Raw genomic sequence first — 16,164 nt, 5'->3', positions numbered from 1 at the left:
GGCGCACGCCCTCGATCATCGAGGCGTGGTTCAATTCGTCGGAGAGCACCAGGCAGTTGGGCAAAAGCCTGGCGATGGTCGAGATCGAGGCCTCGTTGGAGACGAAGCCGGAGGTGAAGACGAGCGCAGCTTCCTTGTCGTGCAGGTCGGCCAGCTCATGCTCGAGCTCGACCAGCGGGTTGGACGTGCCGGAGATGTTGCGGGTGCCGCCGGCGCCCGAGCCCATCTTGCCCGCCGCGGTCTGGAAGGCAGCGATGACGTCTCCGTTCTGGCCCATGCCGAGATAGTCGTTGGAGCACCAGACGGTGATTTCCTGGGCGCGGCCGTTGGAACGCCAGATGGCGCGAGGGAACCTGCCCACGATGCGCTCGAGATCGGCGAAAACGCGGTAGCGCCGCTCCGCATGGAGCTGGTCGATCGCATCCTCGAAGAACCGCTGGTAATTCATGTCGAAGCGTCCTGTGCAAGGGTGAGGGCCACCAAGGCCGACAAATTCCTGGACGTTTTCTGCGGCGGACGGCAGAGCCTCGCATTGAGCAAAGTCAATTTTTGGGCGCAATCAACTTTTGCTCGCTAGCCCACTCGCCTGGCGTGCCCGTTTCAGGCGTCAAGAAAGTTGGCATGCCAAAACGACAGGTGTTAGATTGGCCCGGTGGATCTTTGCCGGCATTGAGGGATCGTGGTGGATCGGTTCATTGCTCGGGCTAATATTGCCCACTTCGAAGATTTGCTTGCCCGGGAAACCGACCCGGAAAAACGGCGGGTGATTGAAGCCTTGCTCGCTCGTGAAAGACAGAGGCTCGACATCGCGGAACGCCAGGCGGACGTCGTCCAGAAGCCGGTTGCTCCCACCAGGACCTACGAACCTTCGGCGTAAGCTCTCATCCCCCCGGTGCCCCGCATGGTGCGCCGTGGGGATGGTCAGTTCGCCCGTCACGCGGCTTTGACGGCAATCTTCTTCTCGGCCTTCTGCGCTGCAGCCGTCTTCGGCAACCTCACGGTCAGCACGCCCCTGGCGAAGCTGGCGTCGATCTTGTCGGCGTCGATCCCCTCAGGCAACTGGAACGAGCGCTGGAAGGAGCCGTAGCGGCGCTCGGAGAGGAAGTAGTCCTTTTCCTTCTCCTCCTTCTCTTCCTTCTTCTCACCCTTGATCGTCACCACGTTGTTGGCGAGCTTGATCTCGACGTTCTTTTCGTCGATGCCCGGCAATTCGGCCGTGATCTCATACCCATTGGCCTTCTCGACCAGGTCTATCGCCGGTGCCACCGGCCATGTGACGCTGCGGTGCCCAGGCAGTTCGCGGCCGAAAAGCGAACGGGTCGACGGCAGACGGAAATCGAAGGGATGGAAATCATCGAAGAGCCGGTCGACTTCGCGACGCAGATTCTCGAAAGGTCCCATCCAGTTGTCCGACCGGGCAGGGGCATTTTTCTCGGTTTTCACCGGCAGTTTGGTAGCGGTTTCAGCCATGGTTCTCTCCAAGAGACAGGTTGATCGGCAAGTGCCGCTGCCTCCGCTCTTCCACCTTAGGTCACCCAGAAGGCGAGAGCCGGAGGCCAGCGGACCCGCTCGACAGGCGTCTTCGCCGGACCGGCCTATTGCTTCGCGATTTCCGCGTTTGGCGCGGATCGTCGCGCCCGCGTCGCCAATTCATGCTCGACCTGTCGAGGCTGGCATCGAAGCACCGGGCCGAGCAGCCATCGTTGATCTGCGTCAAACAATCCCGAAAGAGACGCGATCTCGACGGGCACGAAAGAAATGCGGCGCGCTTCGTCGGTGGATTGATGGTGGTCAAAGCGTTGCGGCCCGGCGATCGCATATAGCCGCATAATGAATAACCCGAAGCTCATTCCGACGCCTGACAAATCCGCCGCCAGAAGCGACGGGAGCCGAGAAATGATTCAAATCAAAGCAACGGAATCGTCCTTGGGCCAGACTGGCCCGATGTGGAGCCTTATCACAAGCGCACCGTCTGGCCGCAGCCTCGAACTGGCCGTCATCGATCAGGAGGGCGTGCATGCGCTCGTGTTCCCCTGCGAAAAAGCATCGACGGGGTGGAAGAATGTCGCGACGGGGGTATATGTCGACATCCGTCCTACTCACTGGCGCCCTTGGGACTCAATGAAAGACGGACAGGATTCGTCGCGGAATCCGACTTAAGCGCGAAATGTATTCAGGCGCCGCGCTTTAAACCTTTGTTTTGATGCGTGTCGTTCTCCCAAAACCGCTGTGCGCCCTCGGGTCAAGCGCGAGGGCATGCTTTCGGGTGAGATGCATTAACCCTTTGGATCGGCGATCAGGGCCATACGCACCAGATGCGAGAGGCTGCTGGCGCCCATCTTGCTCATCACATTGGCGCGATGGATCTCGACCGTGCGCGGGCTGATCCCGAGATCATAGGCGATCGTCTTGTTCGGAAGACCCGAGACGAGCCCGTCGAGCACCTGGCGTTCCCGCTCCGACAGCGTGGCAAGATTCTTGCGAATCTCGCCTGATTGCGGGTGAGCCGCAACGGCCAGGCTGCGATTGTCCAGCGCGGAACGAATTGCGTCGATGAGGACCTGATCGTCGAACGGCTTTTCGATGAAGTCGGAAGCGCCCTCCTTCATCGCCTGGACGGCCAGCGCGACATCGGCGTGCCCCGTCATCACGATCACCGGCACGTTGAGGCCACGGGATTTCAGTTGCCGGAGGAACTCGATGCCGTCAATGCCGGGCATGCGCACATCGGTGACAATGCAGCCGTCGATTGTCTTCGGTTCCGTTGCCATAAATGCGGTGGCCGATTCATGCAGGCGCACGGCAAAGTCGGCTGTCGCAAGAAGGAAACCCAGCGACTTGCGGACATCGACATCATCGTCGACGACATGAACGACATCACTGGCCACGGGCAACCTCGTCCTTCTCTACGGCGCGCAAAGTGAACCGAAATGCGGTTCCCCCGCCGGGCATTGATTCCGCCCAAATATGACCACCGTGCGACTCCACGATAGTGCGACAAATGGACAGGCCAACCCCCATTCCCTGCTTCTTGGTGGTGACGAAAGGCTGGAACAACTGGGCCGAAACCTCAGGCGCCAGGCCCGGGCCAGTGTCGATCACGCCGACTTCCACCATTCCATCGTGCCGTGCCGCGGCAACGACACGCAATTCCCGCCGGGGCGCGCCCTGCATGGCCTCCACGGCATTTCTCATCAGGTTCAGCAATACCTGCTCAATCTGGATTCGATCGGTCAAAACCAGCTCGGCCGCCGGATCGAGCTCGTAACTGACGCGCACGTCGGCTTCCCTGGCGCCAACCAAGGCGAGCGACGAGGCGTCCTCGATAAGCGTGGGCAGACGTTCGACCTGACGCTCGCTTTCGCCCCTGGAGACAAAATCCCTGAGACGACGGATGACGTCGCCAGCGCGCAGGGCCTGCTCGGCAGCCTTTTCGACGGCCTCCTGCAACATGGCGGCATTCTCGTCCTTGCTTTTCTCAAGAAGACGGCGGCTGCCCTTGAGGTAGTTCGTGATGGCCGTTAGCGGCTGGTTTATCTCATGGGCCAGTGTCGAGGCCATTTCGCCGAGCGCGGTAAATCGCGCCATATGCAGCAGCTCCTGCTGCTGCTCCTGCATCCTGGCTTCCGTTCTGTGGCGCTCCGTCAGGTCGCGGCAGAAGCCGGTGAAGAAGCGGCCCGTCCCTGGATGCATCTCGCCGACCGCGAGTTCCATCGGAAAGGTCGATCCGTCCTTGCGCTTCCCGGTAACCGTGCGGCCCAACCCGATGATGCGGCGTTCGCCTGTCCTCAGATATCGCTGCATGTAGGCGTCATGCTCTTCGCGGTACGGCGAGGGCATCAGCAACTTCACGTTTTGGCCGATGACTTCGCTGGCCTTGTAGCCAAACAACGTCTCGGCTGCCGCGCTGAAGGATTGGATATGGCCGCTTTCGTCGATGACGATCATCGCATCGGGCACGGTCGCCAGGATCGAACGCAAGTGGTCCTCACGCAACTGCAGCGCGGCGTTGGCGAAGGACAGGTCGCTGACGTCTGTGCCCTGAACAAAGATCGCGGTGGTGTGGCCATCTTTGGCCCTGATGGGCTGATAGACGAAATCCAGTATGCGCTCTTCCGCGATGCCGGTTTCGGTATCCCGGAGGACGACTTTGACGTTGCGTCCAATATAAGGCTCGCCGGTTTCGGCGACACGATCGAGCAGTTCAAAGAATCCCTGGCCCTCAAGCTCGGGCAAGGCCTCGCGAACCGACTTGCCGATGACCTGCCGCTGGCCGATCAGCCGTTGATAGGCTGCATTGGTCAGCTGGAAAACGTGGTCTGGCTCGCTAAGCACGGTCATGAAGCCTGGAGCCTGCCCGAACATCAGCGCGAGAAGCTCGGGCTCCGGCAAGTGGTCGCGCCGCATTCCGCCGCCGGATACCGGAGGCGCTGCGGCGATGGCTTCGGACGACATTTCTCCCTTTTTGCTCACATGCGATCCCTGGGCTTGGAGAGCGGCAGCGGCCTCTGATCTAGCATTCATCTCTCCGCTCGCCAAACGACCGCTGCGATGATTTTGACCGATATCAAGGCGATGCGCTCTACGGGATGCGAATGACGAAGCATTCCGCGTTCCGATCGAGGTCTCCGCATGTCCTACAAGACGATAGTCGTCAACCTGGCCGTTGATGCAGATCCCGCGCCGATCGTAAAGCTGGCGGCGGAGCTGGCGCAGCGCTTCGATGCCCATCTCGTCGGCCTGGCCGCCGCGGACGTTCCGCCCCTGGTGGCCACGGGAGAAGGCCTCGTCTACGAAGGCGAGGTCATGCAGATCCAGCGCCTTGAGATCGAGAAGCGCCTCGCCGAACTGCGCGACATTTTCGAGAAGCTTGTTCCGGCCTCGATCAGCAGCGAATGGACGCAGTATATCAGCGGTCCGACCCGTGCTTTGGGCCTGGTCGCCCGTTCGGCCGATCTTATCGTGACCGCCGATGGCGGGGAGGATGTCTTCCGCGCCGTCGATATCGGAAGCCTTGTGCTCGGCGCCGGTCGCCCGGTGCTGGTCGCCGCGGCCAACGCCGAACACCTCCTCGGGAAGACTGTCCTTGTGGCCTGGAAGGACGGCAGGGAAGCCCGAAGGGCCTTGTCCGACTCCTTGCCTCTCCTGGCCAAGGCCAACCAGGTGGTCGTCGCCACGATGGAAGCCGACTCCGGCGGAGATGTTCGAAACAGCCTCGCCGATGTCGCGGTGTATCTGGAGCAGCATGGCATCATGGCGCGTACCGAAGTGATCGCCGGCGAAGCAGACGGTGACAGGCTGGTGGCGTTTGCGCGCTCGATCCACGCCGATCTGATCGTTTCGGGGGCCTACGGCCACAGCCGGCTGAGGGAATGGGCCTTCGGCGGCGTCACGCGCTCGCTGATTGGCCAAGCTGACATCAATCGTCTCCTGTCGAACTGACGGGCCGGCCGTGGTGGCAGGAACGTCAGACGACACGAACCGGCCGACAACCATGGCACACGAACAGTCGATCGGCCGCTCTCCCGGTTTTGCCGAGCACGCCTACTGGGCGCTCGCAACAGACCAGTTGATCGGGCAACTGGTGACGTCCGCCTCTGGTCTTTCGAGCCTTAAGGCCGCCAGCCGGCGCGCCAAATTCGGTCGAAACGCGCTGACACTGGGGTCCGGCGGATCGGCGATGGCAGTCTTTGTCCGCCAATTTCGCAGTCCGCTGGTTCTGATCCTTGTCTTTGCCGCTGCCGTTTCGGGATTCGTCGGCGAGGGCCATGAAGCAGCGATCATCGGCGCGATCGTGCTGGCCAGCTGCATCCTCAGCTTCACTCAGGAATATGGAGCCTCTCGCGCGATGGAGGCGCTGCAAGAGCGCATCTCCCGCAAGGCGACCGTCCTGAGGGATGGTTTTGAACGCATGATCGACGTCGAGGACATCGTTCCTGGCGACGTGGTCTGCCTGTCGGCCGGCAATCTCATTCCGGTCGACGGCGTGATCCTGGAGTCGCGGGATTTCAATGTCAGCGAATCTGTGCTGACCGGCGAGACCTTTCCTGTCGTGAAATCCGCCGGCCGCACCGCGCCCGAAGCCAGCATCGCACAGCGCACCAATGCCGTGTTCACCGGCACTTCGGTTCGCAGCGGAACGGCGAAGGTGCTTGCAGTCGCCACGGGTCCGCAAACCGAGTTCGCGTCGATCGCAGAGGCCTTGGAGCGACGGATCCCGGAGACCGAATTCGCCCACGGCATCAGGATGTTCGGATATCTGATGACGGAGATCATGTTTGCGATCGTTATCATGGTGTTCTTCGCCAATATGATGTTCGACCGGCCTTTGATCGAGTCGCTGCTGTTTTCGCTTGCGCTTGCCGTTGGCCTGACGCCCGAACTGCTTCCCGCCATCATCAGCGTCACCCTGGCAAGGGGTGCGCGGACAATGGCCGCCAGCGGCGTCATCGTGCGCCGTCTCGATGCAATCGAGAACCTAGGCAGCATGGACCTGCTTTGCACGGACAAGACAGGAACGTTGACGGAGGGCGTTATCCACCTCGATGGATCGTTCGACGTCGAGGGCAATGCTTCAAAGGAGGTTCTGCTCTGGGCGCGGCTGAACGCCATTCTGCAAACCGGGCTGAAGAATCCCCTGGACGAATCGATAGCGAATGCGCTGCCCGGACAAGAGGATCTGTCGGGTTTCACCAAGATCGACGAGATCCCGTACGATTTCGTTCGCAAGCGGTTGTCGGTCGCCGTGCGGGAAGGAATGGGCGACCGGATCCTCATCACCAAGGGGGCCGTCCAGAACGTTCTCGATGCGTGCACCTTCATGCAGGGTGCAAACGGCTTGAAATCCCTCGGCTCTGAAGAGCGCCAGGCGATCGACGAGAGATTCAGGCGCTGGAGCGCGCAAGGGTATCGCGTTCTCGGCTTGGCGACCCGGCGGTTCCAGAACAATGCAAGCTTTGGCCGGGACGACGAAACCGCGATGGTGTTCGCCGGGTTCCTGCTGTTTCTTGATCCGCCAAAGGAAGGTGTGCGCGAAACACTTTCAGCCCTTGCCGATCGCGGCATCGGAGTAAAGGTCATTTCTGGCGACAACCGCTATGTCGCCGCGCATCTGGCCGAGGCTGTAGGCCTGCGGCCCGACAGGATCATGACGGGCCAGGATCTATCGAAGCTGACGAAGAACGGCCTTCTCGCCAATGTCCGCAATACCGATCTCTTCGTCGAGATCGATCCGAACCAGAAGGAACGCATCGTCGAGGCGCTCCGCCGCAGCGGCCACGTCGTCGGCTATCTCGGCGACGGCATCAACGACGCGCCGGCGCTGCATGAAGCCGATATCGGCATCTCGGTCGACAGGGCTGTCGATGTGGCTCGAGAGGCCGCGGACATCATCCTGCTCAAGCGGGATCTGGGCATATTGGTGCGGGGCGTCGATGATGGCCGCAAGACGTTCGCCAACACGATGAAATACATTTCCATCACGACCAGCGCCAATTTCGGCAACATGATCAGCATGGCCGCCGCTTCGCTATATCTGCCTTTCCTGCCGCTGCTGGCCAAGCAGATCCTGCTGAACAACTTCCTTTCCGATGTCCCGGCGTTTGCGATCGCGGGCGACAACGTCGATGCCGATCAGTTGCGCAGGCCGCGGCACTGGGACATCCGTTTCGTCAGACGATTCATGGTGAGCTTTGGGCTGGTGAGCTCGCTTTTCGACTTCGCGACCTTTGCATTCCTTCTCCTTATCGTGCATGCCACGGCAGCGACGTTTCAGACCGCATGGTTCATAGAATCCGTGCTCACCGAACTCGCCATCGTGCTCGTCGTGCGCACGCACAAGAAGTTATGGCGCAGCCGTCCCAGCCATTTGCTCGCGGGTCTCACCGTGGGCATCGGAGCCATTACCCTGGCCATACCGTTCGCGCCCTTCGCCGGGTGGTTCGGTTTCGTTCCCCTCGCGGGACCTGTACTCGCTGGCCTGCTGGCGATCACGGTGCTGTATGTCCTGGTGTCGGAGGTCACCAAAATCTGGCTTTTTGATCATGGTGGCCGGGGCAAGCGCAGGCGAAATGCGATGAGACCACTTGAGAGGAGGCCCGCAAAGCAAATCGGCCCGGCGCTCTAGCTAGACCAGCCGGGCGCAATCGCTCGCATCGATGTAGAAGTCCGGTACGCGAGGAGGTGGGCGAACGACCTGGTGTCAACCCCCAACAGCGGCCTTGGTCACGTTCACGCCAAGGTCATAAACAAGCTGCCCACCATAGTAGGCCGTTACGGTCACCAGGGCCGCGCCGGCTATTTCTACAGCGGGTATGGCGAGAGCCAATGTGCCCAATTCGCGATTTCGCGCCCACAACGCGAGTCGAATGAGACCCCAGCCCAGAAAGGTGGCGGCGCTGATAGTGCCCAAGCTCTCATGTATCTCCGCTACTTCGCTGCTGAAACCGGCGGCCTCGGCGTGGTCGAGGGCCATGCCTCCGAAGAACCAGGTGCCGACGGCGAACAATCCCGCGGTAACGGCAACAAAGGTGGAAATCGTCCCGACGCTCGAACGCATGGTTACGGCATTGCTTTTGGCGAGCGCGATGAGATCGATGACCGCAAGTGTGTAGATGAGCACAATAGGGAAGTGAACCAGGATCGGATGGACATGCTGGATTGCAGGCATTGTAAATTTTCTCCGGGAATAGTGAGGGTGGCAGCCGTTCGATACCTAGTCGTCTGTCAATCGTCGCTATCGCCGAATTCTTCGTCTTCCTGATGGGTGCGAGTGCCCGATGCGGATTTGTTGCCGATGCACTCGTCGTCGCCGACCGCTTTGACCGCCTTGGAACCAACGGTGTTCATCATGGGGATAGCCTCAAGGTCGATTGTATCGGAAGCAGTGGCGGAGGGGGCGCACGATCCATGGCTGGATTCAGCGGTGGCGGGTATGACAAGAGCTATGAGACCTGCAAGGGCGACAAGCAAAACCGGAAAGTTGCGCATGATGTATCCTTCTCTGCGCGCCCATCATCGGGCGCGATGGTTCTTGATAGACACCTGTTGCTTGCCGTCGGCTGACAACGATTGTCAGCGCTTTGAAAGCTTCCCAATGCGACATCTCTTTTCGATGAGAACCGCGTTAGCGCGCCTGGCAGCTCTGGGCATGGCAGGACTTATCTGGGCCACGCCATTTGCCGCTCGGGCACAAGACGACGACCACGACCGCGCTCGCGATCTTTATGAACGCGGCGAGATCGAGGGCCTTGCCGATATTCTAAGCGTCGTCCGCGCGAAGGCTCCAGGCGATATCGTAGCTGTAGATCTCATTCGCGTGGGAGGAAAGTGGGTCTATCGGGTTCAGGTGGTCGCTGCTGATGGTCGCCGCAGGATCGTTGATGTCGACGCCGGCGCCGGCGCCGTTTTGGGCGGCGAGGGCGACGGCAGATGAAAATCCTCCTGGCCGAAGACGAACCGCGCATTGCGGCCGACATCGCGGCGGTCCTCAAGGCATCTGGCATGGCTGTCGATATTGTTGGCGACGGCGATGCGGCCTGGTTCGCAGGCGATGTAGAGGACTACGATGCAGCAATCCTCGATCTGGGATTGCCTAAGCTCGATGGCCTCACGGTGTTGAAGCGCTGGCGCGCCAATGCCCGCCGCTTTCCAGTCCTGATCCTGACGGCGAGGGGGCTGTGGACGGAGCGCGTCGAAGGCATCAACGCCGGCGCCGACGACTACCTTCCGAAACCTTTCGAGATGGAGGAGCTGCTGGCGCGACTGCGCGCTATTTTGCGCCGGTCGAGCGGGCAGGCGGCACCGATTCTGAGATCAGGCCCTTTGCTGCTCGACACACGCCAGATGCGCATCTCGCTCCGCGGCGCTCCCGTAGCGCTTTCGCCGCTGGAATATCGGCTTCTGGCGTTCCTGATGCATCATGCTGGCCGGGTGGTCGCGCCAACCGAGCTTGCCGAACATCTCTATAGCTCCGGCAACGAACGCGATCCGAACACGATCGAGGTCATCGTTGCGCGTCTGCGGCGGAAACTTGGCAACGATGTCATCGAGACACGACGCGGGTTCGGATACGTCGTGCCTGATGGACCCGGCTGATGGGCAATTCGATCCGCTTCAGGCTTTGGTCGGCGGCAGCCATATCGATCGCCATTGCCCTGGCCATCGCCGGTGTTGGCCTGCGTTACCTGTTTGAGCTGAATGTCGAGCGGCGTGTCGTCAGTGAATTGACAGTCGATCTCAATGAACTGATCGGTGCGACAAAGTTCGCATCCGACGGCCGTTTGTCGGTCGAGTCGACGCTGGCTGACCAGCGCTTCGCCAGTCCATTGTCCGGCCACTACTGGCAGGTGGAAGACTTGGCCACCCACAGCCTCGTGCGATCGCGATCCCTCTGGGATGCAACGCTGACCCTGCCTGAGCGGGCAGCCAGCGGCGAGTTGAGAACGGAAGAGCTGAAGAGGCCCGGCGATGAACTCACGGTTGCGGTGGTGCGCACGATCACCGATGCCGATGGGCGTGCCTTTCGGGCCATCGTGGCGGAGGACCATAGCAATGTAGAAGTGTCTGTAGGCGAGTATGTCCGCGATCTCGCACCGGCGCTCATGGTCCTCGCATTCGCCCTGATGGGGGCGTTTTTCATTCAGATCACTGTTGGTCTGGCGCCGCTGGAAGGCCTGAGGGTCGCCGTCAGAGACGTGATTGCGCAGCGGACGGCGCGGCTGGACGTGGCAGCGCCGGGCGAAGTGCAGCCGCTCGCCGACGAGATCAACCGCTTGCTCGACGCCCAGGAGAAGGCCCTCTCCCGCGCCCGCTCGCGCGCTACCGATCTTGCGCATGGCCTCAAGACGCCGCTGCAAGTCCTGTCCGCCGATATCCGGACTTTGCGCGAAAAGGGCGAAACCAAGCTTGCCGACGAAATCGAGAAGAGCGCCGGCGCGATTCGCCGCCATGTCGAGCGGGAATTGGCGCGTGCCCGCTTGGCACCTGGTGTTTCCGGCAGGGCCGCGTGCCGTGTCCGGGAGGTGGCCGCTGGCGTGGTTGCCGTCGTCAAACGCACGCCAAGAGGCAAGCAGCTCTCATTCCTGATCGACGCCGCCGAGGATTTTATGGCGCCGATCGACGAAGGAGACCTATCGGAGATACTCGGCAACCTGGTGGAAAACGCGACGCGTTTCGCAAAATCCTTTGTGCGGGTTGGTGCATGCGCAAACGCAGGCGAGGTTGTTCTCGCCGTCGTCGACGATGGGCCGGGTATCCCCGAGGCCGACCGGCAGGCGGTTTTGTCGCGTGGCGTCCAACTCGACAGCAAGGGCGGCAGCAGGGGCCTTGGCCTGGCGATCGTCTCGGATATCGTCGAAGCCTATGGCGGCCGCCTTACGATGGCCAACGCCAGCCCCGGTCTGGCGGTGACCATCTACCTGCCTCGGCACGGGTGAGCGGCGCTCAGGCAAATCCGGGGAAGTAGTCAACCTTGATCCTTGAACGGCGCACACCCATGGCCAGCAACTTCTTCCGCAAAGCGTTGACCATGGCCTGAGGGCCGGAGATGTAGAAGGTGCGTTCGAGGTAGTCAGGCATGGTCAGGCGCACCAGGCGGGCGTCAATGTACCCGGGATACTGGCCGCGCTCAGCGCCCTTCGCCACGGCATGAAACGTCCTAATGCCCAGCTCGCGCCTCGCGGAGGCGAGCACTTGTCGATAAGCGATGTCTTCCTGGCTCTCTGTTCCGTAGAGAACAACGATGGGCCGCGATTCGTTGCGATCGATGAGATACTGGAGCATCGAACGGAATGGCGTGATGCCGATGCCGCCGGCCAGGAACGCGATCTTGATCTTCGGATCTGAAGGCAGCGTAAAATCACCGGCCAACTGCGCAGCATGGATAGTGCCGCCAGGCCTCATGGTGCCCAGCGCCTGCTTGAACGCGCTTGATTTCGGATAGAATTTGACGCCCAGCCGTACCGATTGCTCGGTGGGAGATGAAGCCACCGTGAAATAGCGCCGGTTGCCGCGGTTGTCGGATCTGTCGAGGCCAAGCGTCCACTCGAGGTACTGGCCCGCCTGGAAGGCGAGCTTCCGCTGCGACCTGAAGATGAAGTCGTAGCTATCGACGGCGGTTTGCTCGATGCGTTCCAAGGTCAGCACGAACCGTCCTTTCGGGCTGACCGCGTAGGCGAAGACGTTGCCCACCAGGAGAGCGAGCTCGGGTGTGAAATAGAATGAGCCGATATGGATGTTGGGCGCGAACAGAAAGCCCACAATGCCGGCAAAGGCGATACGCGGCCAGCGTATTGTCGGAGCCGTCAGCGGTTCGGTCAGCATCACGAAGGCGAAGAACAGCAGCGGCGACGAGCTAAAGGTCTCCGCGAGCGCGGTGCCATATTGAGACGGATCGGTAGTGGCCAGTATCGTCGCCAGCGCCACTCCGAAAAAGGTGGCCACGAGATCGAACCGGCGTAGCTTGCGCACCACCAGAATGCCGCCCAAGAGCACCAAGGGAAGCAACCAGACATTGCCCCCCACCCACCATGTGGCGGGGCGATCGAGCAAGAACGCGGCCAAAGCAACGCCCAGCGCGGCCGGATTGAACAGATGCTTCCTGCCGACGGCGAGAATGTATTTCGAGGAGATCGCCCATACCGAGGCGAATGCCATGGCGCCAATGCCTTTGAAGTCGGTGGCGGCGACCGGATCGAGGATAAGCGCCAGGATCATGGCGGTGATGTAGACGGACTCGCTGTTTGCGGGAACCTCGAAGATGTATGCAAAAACCCTGTTGGTGATCCAGCAGGCGGCCAGCACCAGACCGGTCGCGAGGGCAAGTGCAGACGGATCATGCGGCACAAGATCCAGGAAGCTCAAGACGAGAGCGGTGCCCAGCAGCGCCATCAGGTAGTAGAGAACCAGCCGATACATGGTCAGGTGGTCGAGAAGCCGATCCAGGGTCTTGATCATGGTTGGCAGAAAGCTCCAAAGCCGCTTGTCGGCGTGGCACGGCAGTTGCCATCGACGAGATATCCCTCGAGCCCTTGTGTCTGCTCGAGAAAGAGGATGCCGTCCCGGCCCATGGCAAAGGCCGCGGTGGCGAAGCGATCGGCCTCGAGCACATCAGAGCCTATGACGGTCAGGCTGACGATGTCGGTGATCGGATCATGCGCTGCCCGAGGATTGTAGATATGCAGCCCGCGCGCGTATGTGCCGGAGGTGGCGACGCCGCATCCTCGCGGATAGATCACCTTGATGATCTCATCCGCGTGGAACGGATTGCGGATGCCGACGCTCCAGTCCCGACCAGAAGCATTCCTGCCGGAGGACTGGATGTCGCCGCCCGCCTCGATGAAGAAGTCGCTGACGCCGGCCTGACGGACGATTTCGGCCGCGTTGCGGATGGCCCAGCCCTTGACGATGCCGGAGGGATCGAGGGAGCCGTCCGGCCTGTGAATGTCGAAATACCCGTCCGTCTCTCTTCTTGTTTGTTCCGCAAGCGCCATCACGTCACGCATCTGGCCGCTCCAGTCGCGCACCGGAACGTCGCCCCGGTTTATGGCCGAGATTTCGCTGTCTTTCCGGTAGGTGCTGAAGCGTCGGTCGACGCCGTCGAAATAGTCGAAGACCTTGCCGACAAGGTCGCCTGCCGGGACGCCCAGGTCGACAGTGATGGGCATGCCCATCAGAATTCTGGTTTCGCGCATGGAACTGCTACGACGCCTTCCTCAGGGCACCGCGCAGCGACTGGATGAAGGCCTTGCTGGTCAGGGTCGCGCCCGAAATGATGTCGACATCCGCGCTTTGCGCGGCGATGGCTTCGTCGCGCAGCATGGGCAACGCCTGCCGGTTGATGTTGACAGAGGTGCGGCGATCGTTGGGGTATCTCAGTATCTTGAGCGCAGTGAGACGACCGCCCTGAACAAGCGCTTGAAGCTGGATGATGCCGTAGTAGGCGTCGGCCGCAGGTCCAGCGTAGACCCCGTCGACATAGCCGTGAGCCGCAAGCTTCACACCGGTGCGAACGACGTGGGCGGGTGCCTCAGAATATTCCGGCCGTGGCTGCGGAACCGGAACATAAACAGCCGGTGTCACAGCAAACGAAGGTGCTTCCGGCATTTCGACACTTGCGGCTGCAAGCGTGGGGTTTCGCTTCGGTGCCGGAGGCGGCGGGTTGGCGGCCGTCGCCGGCTTCGGCGCAGCAGCCGCAACTGGGTCCGTTTTGAACTCGCCCGGCTTGTCTTGCGTCAGCTCCTGCCTCGCATTCTGTCGGGGAGCGTTGGGTAAGCGCGCCGCCGGTGCACTAGCCGGAAAGGCCGGAGCCGGAGGGACGACCCGCGGCAACAGGCTCTGCTCCGAGGCACCGGTGGGGCTCCGCACATCGATCAGGTCGTCGGCGGGGGGACTACCAGCCTGACTCCAGACATAGGCCCCGGACGACGCGATCACGAAGAGCGATAAGGCGATCTGTTTCATTAGCGTTGCATCCCAGATTCAGGCATGCATCGGCCGAGCCGCTACATGCGCGCTGGGGCAATATCTCACGTGCTAGCTGACAACTGGCTGTCAGCCGCCACGGCATGCGGAAATTGCCGGGTAGGCGAACCAGCCAATTGACTTTGATCAAGGCATTTGCCCGGATCGAAGGGCAATGAGCGTCAGGCGCTTTTTGGACAATTCTTCGGATCATGAGCCGTCTTCACACTGAAAACCATCTGGTGTCGCGCATTGGCTGGCTACGAGCCGCGGTGCTCGGCGCCAATGACGGTATCGTTTCGACTGCCAGTTTGATCATTGGGGTTGCAGCCGCCAACGCAAACACCGCCAGCGTCCTGGTGGCGGGCATTGCGGGTCTGGTTGCGGGTGCCATGTCGATGGCCGCCGGCGAATATGTATCCGTCAGTTCCCAGGCCGATACCGAGCAGGCAGACCTCGCCCGTGAGCGAAAGGAACTAGCGAACCAACCCGAGTTCGAGAGGCACGAGCTCGCGCAAATCTATATTCATCGCGGAGTCGAGCCGCGACTGGCCCTGCAGGTGGCGGATCAGCTGATGGCCAAGGACGCGCTCGGCGCCCACGCCCGCGACGAGTTGGGCATTTCCGAGACGACCGCAGCACGGCCGATCCTCGCCGCGCTGGCTTCAGCAGCGGCGTTCTCCGTCGGTGCGGTCATGCCTCTGGCGATGGTGCTGCTTTCGTCGCCTTCAAGACTCGTCGTCGTCGTATCGATTGCATCGCTGCTGTTCCTGGCGGTGCTGGGCGCAATCGGCGCGAGGGCCGGCGGCGCCGACGTGCTGAAGGCCACCGCTCGCGTCACCTTCTGGGGAGCTCTGGCAATGGCTCTGACTGCCGGTGTTGGCGCGATGTTCGGCACGGCAGGCTAGCAGATGGCACCCGTGCTGAGTTCTCTCGCCCCCGGGTGCCTATGACACAAGCACCATGGACAACGGCCCGGCGCAGAAGAGGTTGTCCTTGACCTCCCTTACCCCCTCGACGTTCTCCGCCGCGACAACCGCCGCCTGGCGCTGACGCTCATCGAAAATGGCGCCGCTCAGTTCGACGACGCCTTGGTCGACCCTCACGCCGATCAATGTGCCGTCGCCCCATGCCTGGCCCTGCAGCTCGGCGACGATGGCCTTGCGAATGAGTTCGTCGTCGGCGGTTGCCGCACCTGATTGGGGCAGGATGCGAAGCAGGGCGCGCAGCAGGTCCGTGCGCGTGATGATGCCGACGGGCTTGCCGGCCTCGACGATCGGCACGTTCTTGATGGCGTGGCGGGTCATCAGCTCGACGATATCGGCGAGCGTAGCAACCGGTGGCGCAGAGACGATCTCGGTCGTCATCACCTCGTCGACTCTTCGTGCGTTGGCGCGAACGTATTCATTGGCGATCCTGCCGGGGCCGACCAGGAATTCCAGCCAATGCGGACGAGTGCGTTGCGTGCCCAGCTCCTGGCGGCGCAAGAAATCGCCTTCGCTGATGATGCCGACCATGGCGCCATCGCGCGTGATCGGCAGGCAACTGATTTTCCTGGTCAGCATCAGATCGGCCGCTTCGGCGATCGAGGCCGAAACATCGATCGAGATCACCGGCGTCGTCATGATGGCCTGGGCTTGCATCGGCATCTCCTGCGTCCAGGCTGCTATTTGGAACACCGCGAACGACGGCGCTTTGATCTGC

At 61.6% G+C, this 16,164-nt stretch carries 18 protein-coding genes; 7 read left to right on the top strand and 11 right to left on the bottom strand.

Annotated features, from left to right (window positions below; genetic code table 11):
- Positions 1-448: aminotransferase class I/II-fold pyridoxal phosphate-dependent enzyme (locus EN853_RS17065; protein ID WP_135855925.1), on the bottom strand; the 448-nt coding region annotated here is incomplete at its 3' end.
- A 234-nt stretch (positions 449-682) separates the two neighbouring features.
- Here EN853_RS17065 and EN853_RS17060 point away from each other — a divergent pair.
- Positions 683-877, top strand: a complete 195-nt coding sequence (locus EN853_RS17060; RefSeq protein WP_127860784.1) for a hypothetical protein — start codon at positions 683-685, stop codon at positions 875-877.
- A gap of 56 nt (positions 878-933) precedes the next feature.
- Here the strand turns inward: EN853_RS17060 and EN853_RS17055 are convergent, their stop codons facing one another.
- The 4 genes from EN853_RS17055 to EN853_RS17035 form a co-directional block, all read right to left on the bottom strand.
- Positions 934-1,470 (bottom strand): Hsp20/alpha crystallin family protein, encoded by a 537-nt coding sequence (locus EN853_RS17055; RefSeq protein WP_127860785.1) that lies wholly within the window; start codon positions 1,468-1,470, stop codon positions 934-936.
- A 125-nt stretch (positions 1,471-1,595) separates the two neighbouring features.
- Positions 1,596-1,850 carry a hypothetical protein gene (locus EN853_RS17050; protein ID WP_127860786.1) on the bottom strand — a complete coding sequence of 85 codons (255 nt, stop codon included), beginning with the start codon at positions 1,848-1,850 and terminating at the stop codon, positions 1,596-1,598.
- Positions 1,851-2,276: 426 nt separating this feature from the next.
- A complete protein-coding gene (gene fixJ / locus EN853_RS17040; RefSeq protein WP_127860787.1) occupies positions 2,277-2,888 on the bottom strand; it encodes a response regulator FixJ in 612 nt (203 codons plus the stop codon).
- A complete protein-coding gene (locus EN853_RS17035; RefSeq protein ID WP_127860917.1) occupies positions 2,878-4,407 on the bottom strand; it encodes a PAS domain-containing sensor histidine kinase in 1,530 nt (509 codons plus the stop codon). The genes fixJ and EN853_RS17035 overlap by 11 nt, the downstream gene beginning before the upstream one ends.
- Positions 4,408-4,632: 225 nt before the next feature.
- Here EN853_RS17035 and EN853_RS17030 point away from each other — a divergent pair, with 225 nt between their 5' ends.
- The gene (locus EN853_RS17030) at positions 4,633-5,442 is read left to right on the top strand and encodes a universal stress protein (protein ID WP_127860788.1); all 810 of its coding nucleotides are present in this window, start codon (positions 4,633-4,635) and stop codon (positions 5,440-5,442) included.
- A gap of 52 nt (positions 5,443-5,494) precedes the next feature.
- Complete coding sequence (gene mgtA / locus EN853_RS17025; RefSeq protein ID WP_127860789.1) at positions 5,495-8,125, top strand: magnesium-translocating P-type ATPase; 2,631 nt, start codon at positions 5,495-5,497, stop codon at positions 8,123-8,125.
- Between the two features lie 75 nt (positions 8,126-8,200).
- Here the strand turns inward: mgtA and EN853_RS17020 are convergent, their stop codons facing one another.
- Complete coding sequence (locus EN853_RS17020) at positions 8,201-8,668, bottom strand: DUF2231 domain-containing protein (RefSeq protein ID WP_127860790.1); 468 nt, start codon at positions 8,666-8,668, stop codon at positions 8,201-8,203.
- Between the two features lie 56 nt (positions 8,669-8,724).
- Positions 8,725-8,988 (bottom strand): hypothetical protein, encoded by a 264-nt coding sequence (locus EN853_RS17015; RefSeq protein WP_127860791.1) that lies wholly within the window; start codon positions 8,986-8,988, stop codon positions 8,725-8,727.
- Between the two features lie 160 nt (positions 8,989-9,148).
- Between EN853_RS17015 and EN853_RS17010 the strand changes: the two genes are divergently transcribed.
- Genes EN853_RS17010 through EN853_RS17000 form a run of 3 tightly spaced genes read left to right on the top strand, consistent with a single transcriptional unit; the run spans position 9,149 to position 11,435 of the window.
- On the top strand, positions 9,149-9,433 hold the full coding sequence (locus tag EN853_RS17010; protein WP_245517154.1) for a PepSY domain-containing protein: 285 nt from the start codon (positions 9,149-9,151) through the stop codon (positions 9,431-9,433).
- Positions 9,430-10,095, top strand: a complete 666-nt coding sequence (locus EN853_RS17005; RefSeq protein WP_127860792.1) for a response regulator transcription factor — start codon at positions 9,430-9,432, stop codon at positions 10,093-10,095. The genes EN853_RS17010 and EN853_RS17005 overlap by 4 nt, the downstream gene beginning before the upstream one ends.
- Positions 10,095-11,435 carry a HAMP domain-containing sensor histidine kinase gene (locus tag EN853_RS17000; protein WP_127860793.1) on the top strand — a complete coding sequence of 447 codons (1,341 nt, stop codon included), beginning with the start codon at positions 10,095-10,097 and terminating at the stop codon, positions 11,433-11,435. The genes EN853_RS17005 and EN853_RS17000 overlap by 1 nt, the downstream gene beginning before the upstream one ends.
- Before the next feature lie 7 nt (positions 11,436-11,442).
- Here the strand turns inward: EN853_RS17000 and EN853_RS16995 are convergent, their stop codons facing one another.
- The 3 genes from EN853_RS16995 to EN853_RS16985 are packed head-to-tail and all read right to left on the bottom strand — an operon-like array spanning position 11,443 to position 14,460.
- The gene (locus tag EN853_RS16995; RefSeq protein WP_127860794.1) at positions 11,443-12,954 is read right to left on the bottom strand and encodes an RnfABCDGE type electron transport complex subunit D; all 1,512 of its coding nucleotides are present in this window, start codon (positions 12,952-12,954) and stop codon (positions 11,443-11,445) included.
- Positions 12,951-13,691: an FAD:protein FMN transferase gene (locus EN853_RS16990; RefSeq protein WP_127860795.1), complete on the bottom strand. Its 741-nt coding sequence runs from the start codon at positions 13,689-13,691 to the stop codon at positions 12,951-12,953. Before EN853_RS16990 ends, EN853_RS16995 begins: the two co-directional genes overlap by 4 nt.
- Positions 13,692-13,698: 7 nt before the next feature.
- Complete coding sequence (locus EN853_RS16985) at positions 13,699-14,460, bottom strand: FMN-binding protein (protein WP_127860796.1); 762 nt, start codon at positions 14,458-14,460, stop codon at positions 13,699-13,701.
- Between the two features lie 212 nt (positions 14,461-14,672).
- On the opposite strand from EN853_RS16985, the gene EN853_RS16980 reads away from it, so the two are divergent.
- A complete protein-coding gene (locus EN853_RS16980) occupies positions 14,673-15,368 on the top strand; it encodes a VIT family protein (protein ID WP_127860797.1) in 696 nt (231 codons plus the stop codon).
- A gap of 39 nt (positions 15,369-15,407) precedes the next feature.
- Here EN853_RS16980 and EN853_RS16975 read toward each other — a convergent pair whose 3' ends face one another.
- Positions 15,408-16,103 (bottom strand): CBS domain-containing protein, encoded by a 696-nt coding sequence (locus EN853_RS16975; protein WP_127860798.1) that lies wholly within the window; start codon positions 16,101-16,103, stop codon positions 15,408-15,410.
- Positions 16,104-16,164 lie beyond the last annotated feature (61 nt).

This window comes from Mesorhizobium sp. M1C.F.Ca.ET.210.01.1.1, from assembly GCF_004791585.1.
Lineage (GTDB): Bacteria > Pseudomonadota > Alphaproteobacteria > Rhizobiales > Rhizobiaceae > Mesorhizobium.
Note: the sequence above shows the minus strand (reverse complement) of the source record. Positions and strands in the feature narration are given on the sequence as shown.

What these genes read in the sequence shown, in the direction of transcription:
- EN853_RS17055 (WP_127860785.1), bottom strand. Translation starts at nt 1,470, where the DNA reads ATGGCTGAAACCGCTACCAAACTGCCGGTGAAAACCGAGAAAAATGCC.
- EN853_RS17050 (WP_127860786.1), bottom strand. Translation starts at nt 1,850, where the DNA reads ATGAGCTTCGGGTTATTCATTATGCGGCTATATGCGATCGCCGGGCCG.
- EN853_RS17035 (WP_127860917.1), bottom strand. Translation starts at nt 4,407, where the DNA reads ATGCGGCGCGACCACTTGCCGGAGCCCGAGCTTCTCGCGCTGATGTTC.
- EN853_RS17030 (WP_127860788.1), top strand. Translation starts at nt 4,633, where the DNA reads ATGTCCTACAAGACGATAGTCGTCAACCTGGCCGTTGATGCAGATCCC.
- mgtA (WP_127860789.1), top strand. Translation starts at nt 5,495, where the DNA reads ATGGCACACGAACAGTCGATCGGCCGCTCTCCCGGTTTTGCCGAGCAC.
- EN853_RS17020 (WP_127860790.1), bottom strand. Translation starts at nt 8,668, where the DNA reads ATGCCTGCAATCCAGCATGTCCATCCGATCCTGGTTCACTTCCCTATT.
- EN853_RS17015 (WP_127860791.1), bottom strand. Translation starts at nt 8,988, where the DNA reads ATGCGCAACTTTCCGGTTTTGCTTGTCGCCCTTGCAGGTCTCATAGCT.
- EN853_RS17010 (WP_245517154.1), top strand. Translation starts at nt 9,149, where the DNA reads ATGGCAGGACTTATCTGGGCCACGCCATTTGCCGCTCGGGCACAAGAC.
- EN853_RS17005 (WP_127860792.1), top strand. Translation starts at nt 9,430, where the DNA reads ATGAAAATCCTCCTGGCCGAAGACGAACCGCGCATTGCGGCCGACATC.
- EN853_RS17000 (WP_127860793.1), top strand. Translation starts at nt 10,095, where the DNA reads ATGGGCAATTCGATCCGCTTCAGGCTTTGGTCGGCGGCAGCCATATCG.
- EN853_RS16995 (WP_127860794.1), bottom strand. Translation starts at nt 12,954, where the DNA reads ATGATCAAGACCCTGGATCGGCTTCTCGACCACCTGACCATGTATCGG.
- EN853_RS16990 (WP_127860795.1), bottom strand. Translation starts at nt 13,691, where the DNA reads ATGCGCGAAACCAGAATTCTGATGGGCATGCCCATCACTGTCGACCTG.
- EN853_RS16985 (WP_127860796.1), bottom strand. Translation starts at nt 14,460, where the DNA reads ATGAAACAGATCGCCTTATCGCTCTTCGTGATCGCGTCGTCCGGGGCC.
- EN853_RS16980 (WP_127860797.1), top strand. Translation starts at nt 14,673, where the DNA reads ATGAGCCGTCTTCACACTGAAAACCATCTGGTGTCGCGCATTGGCTGG.
- EN853_RS16975 (WP_127860798.1), bottom strand. Translation starts at nt 16,103, where the DNA reads ATGCAAGCCCAGGCCATCATGACGACGCCGGTGATCTCGATCGATGTT.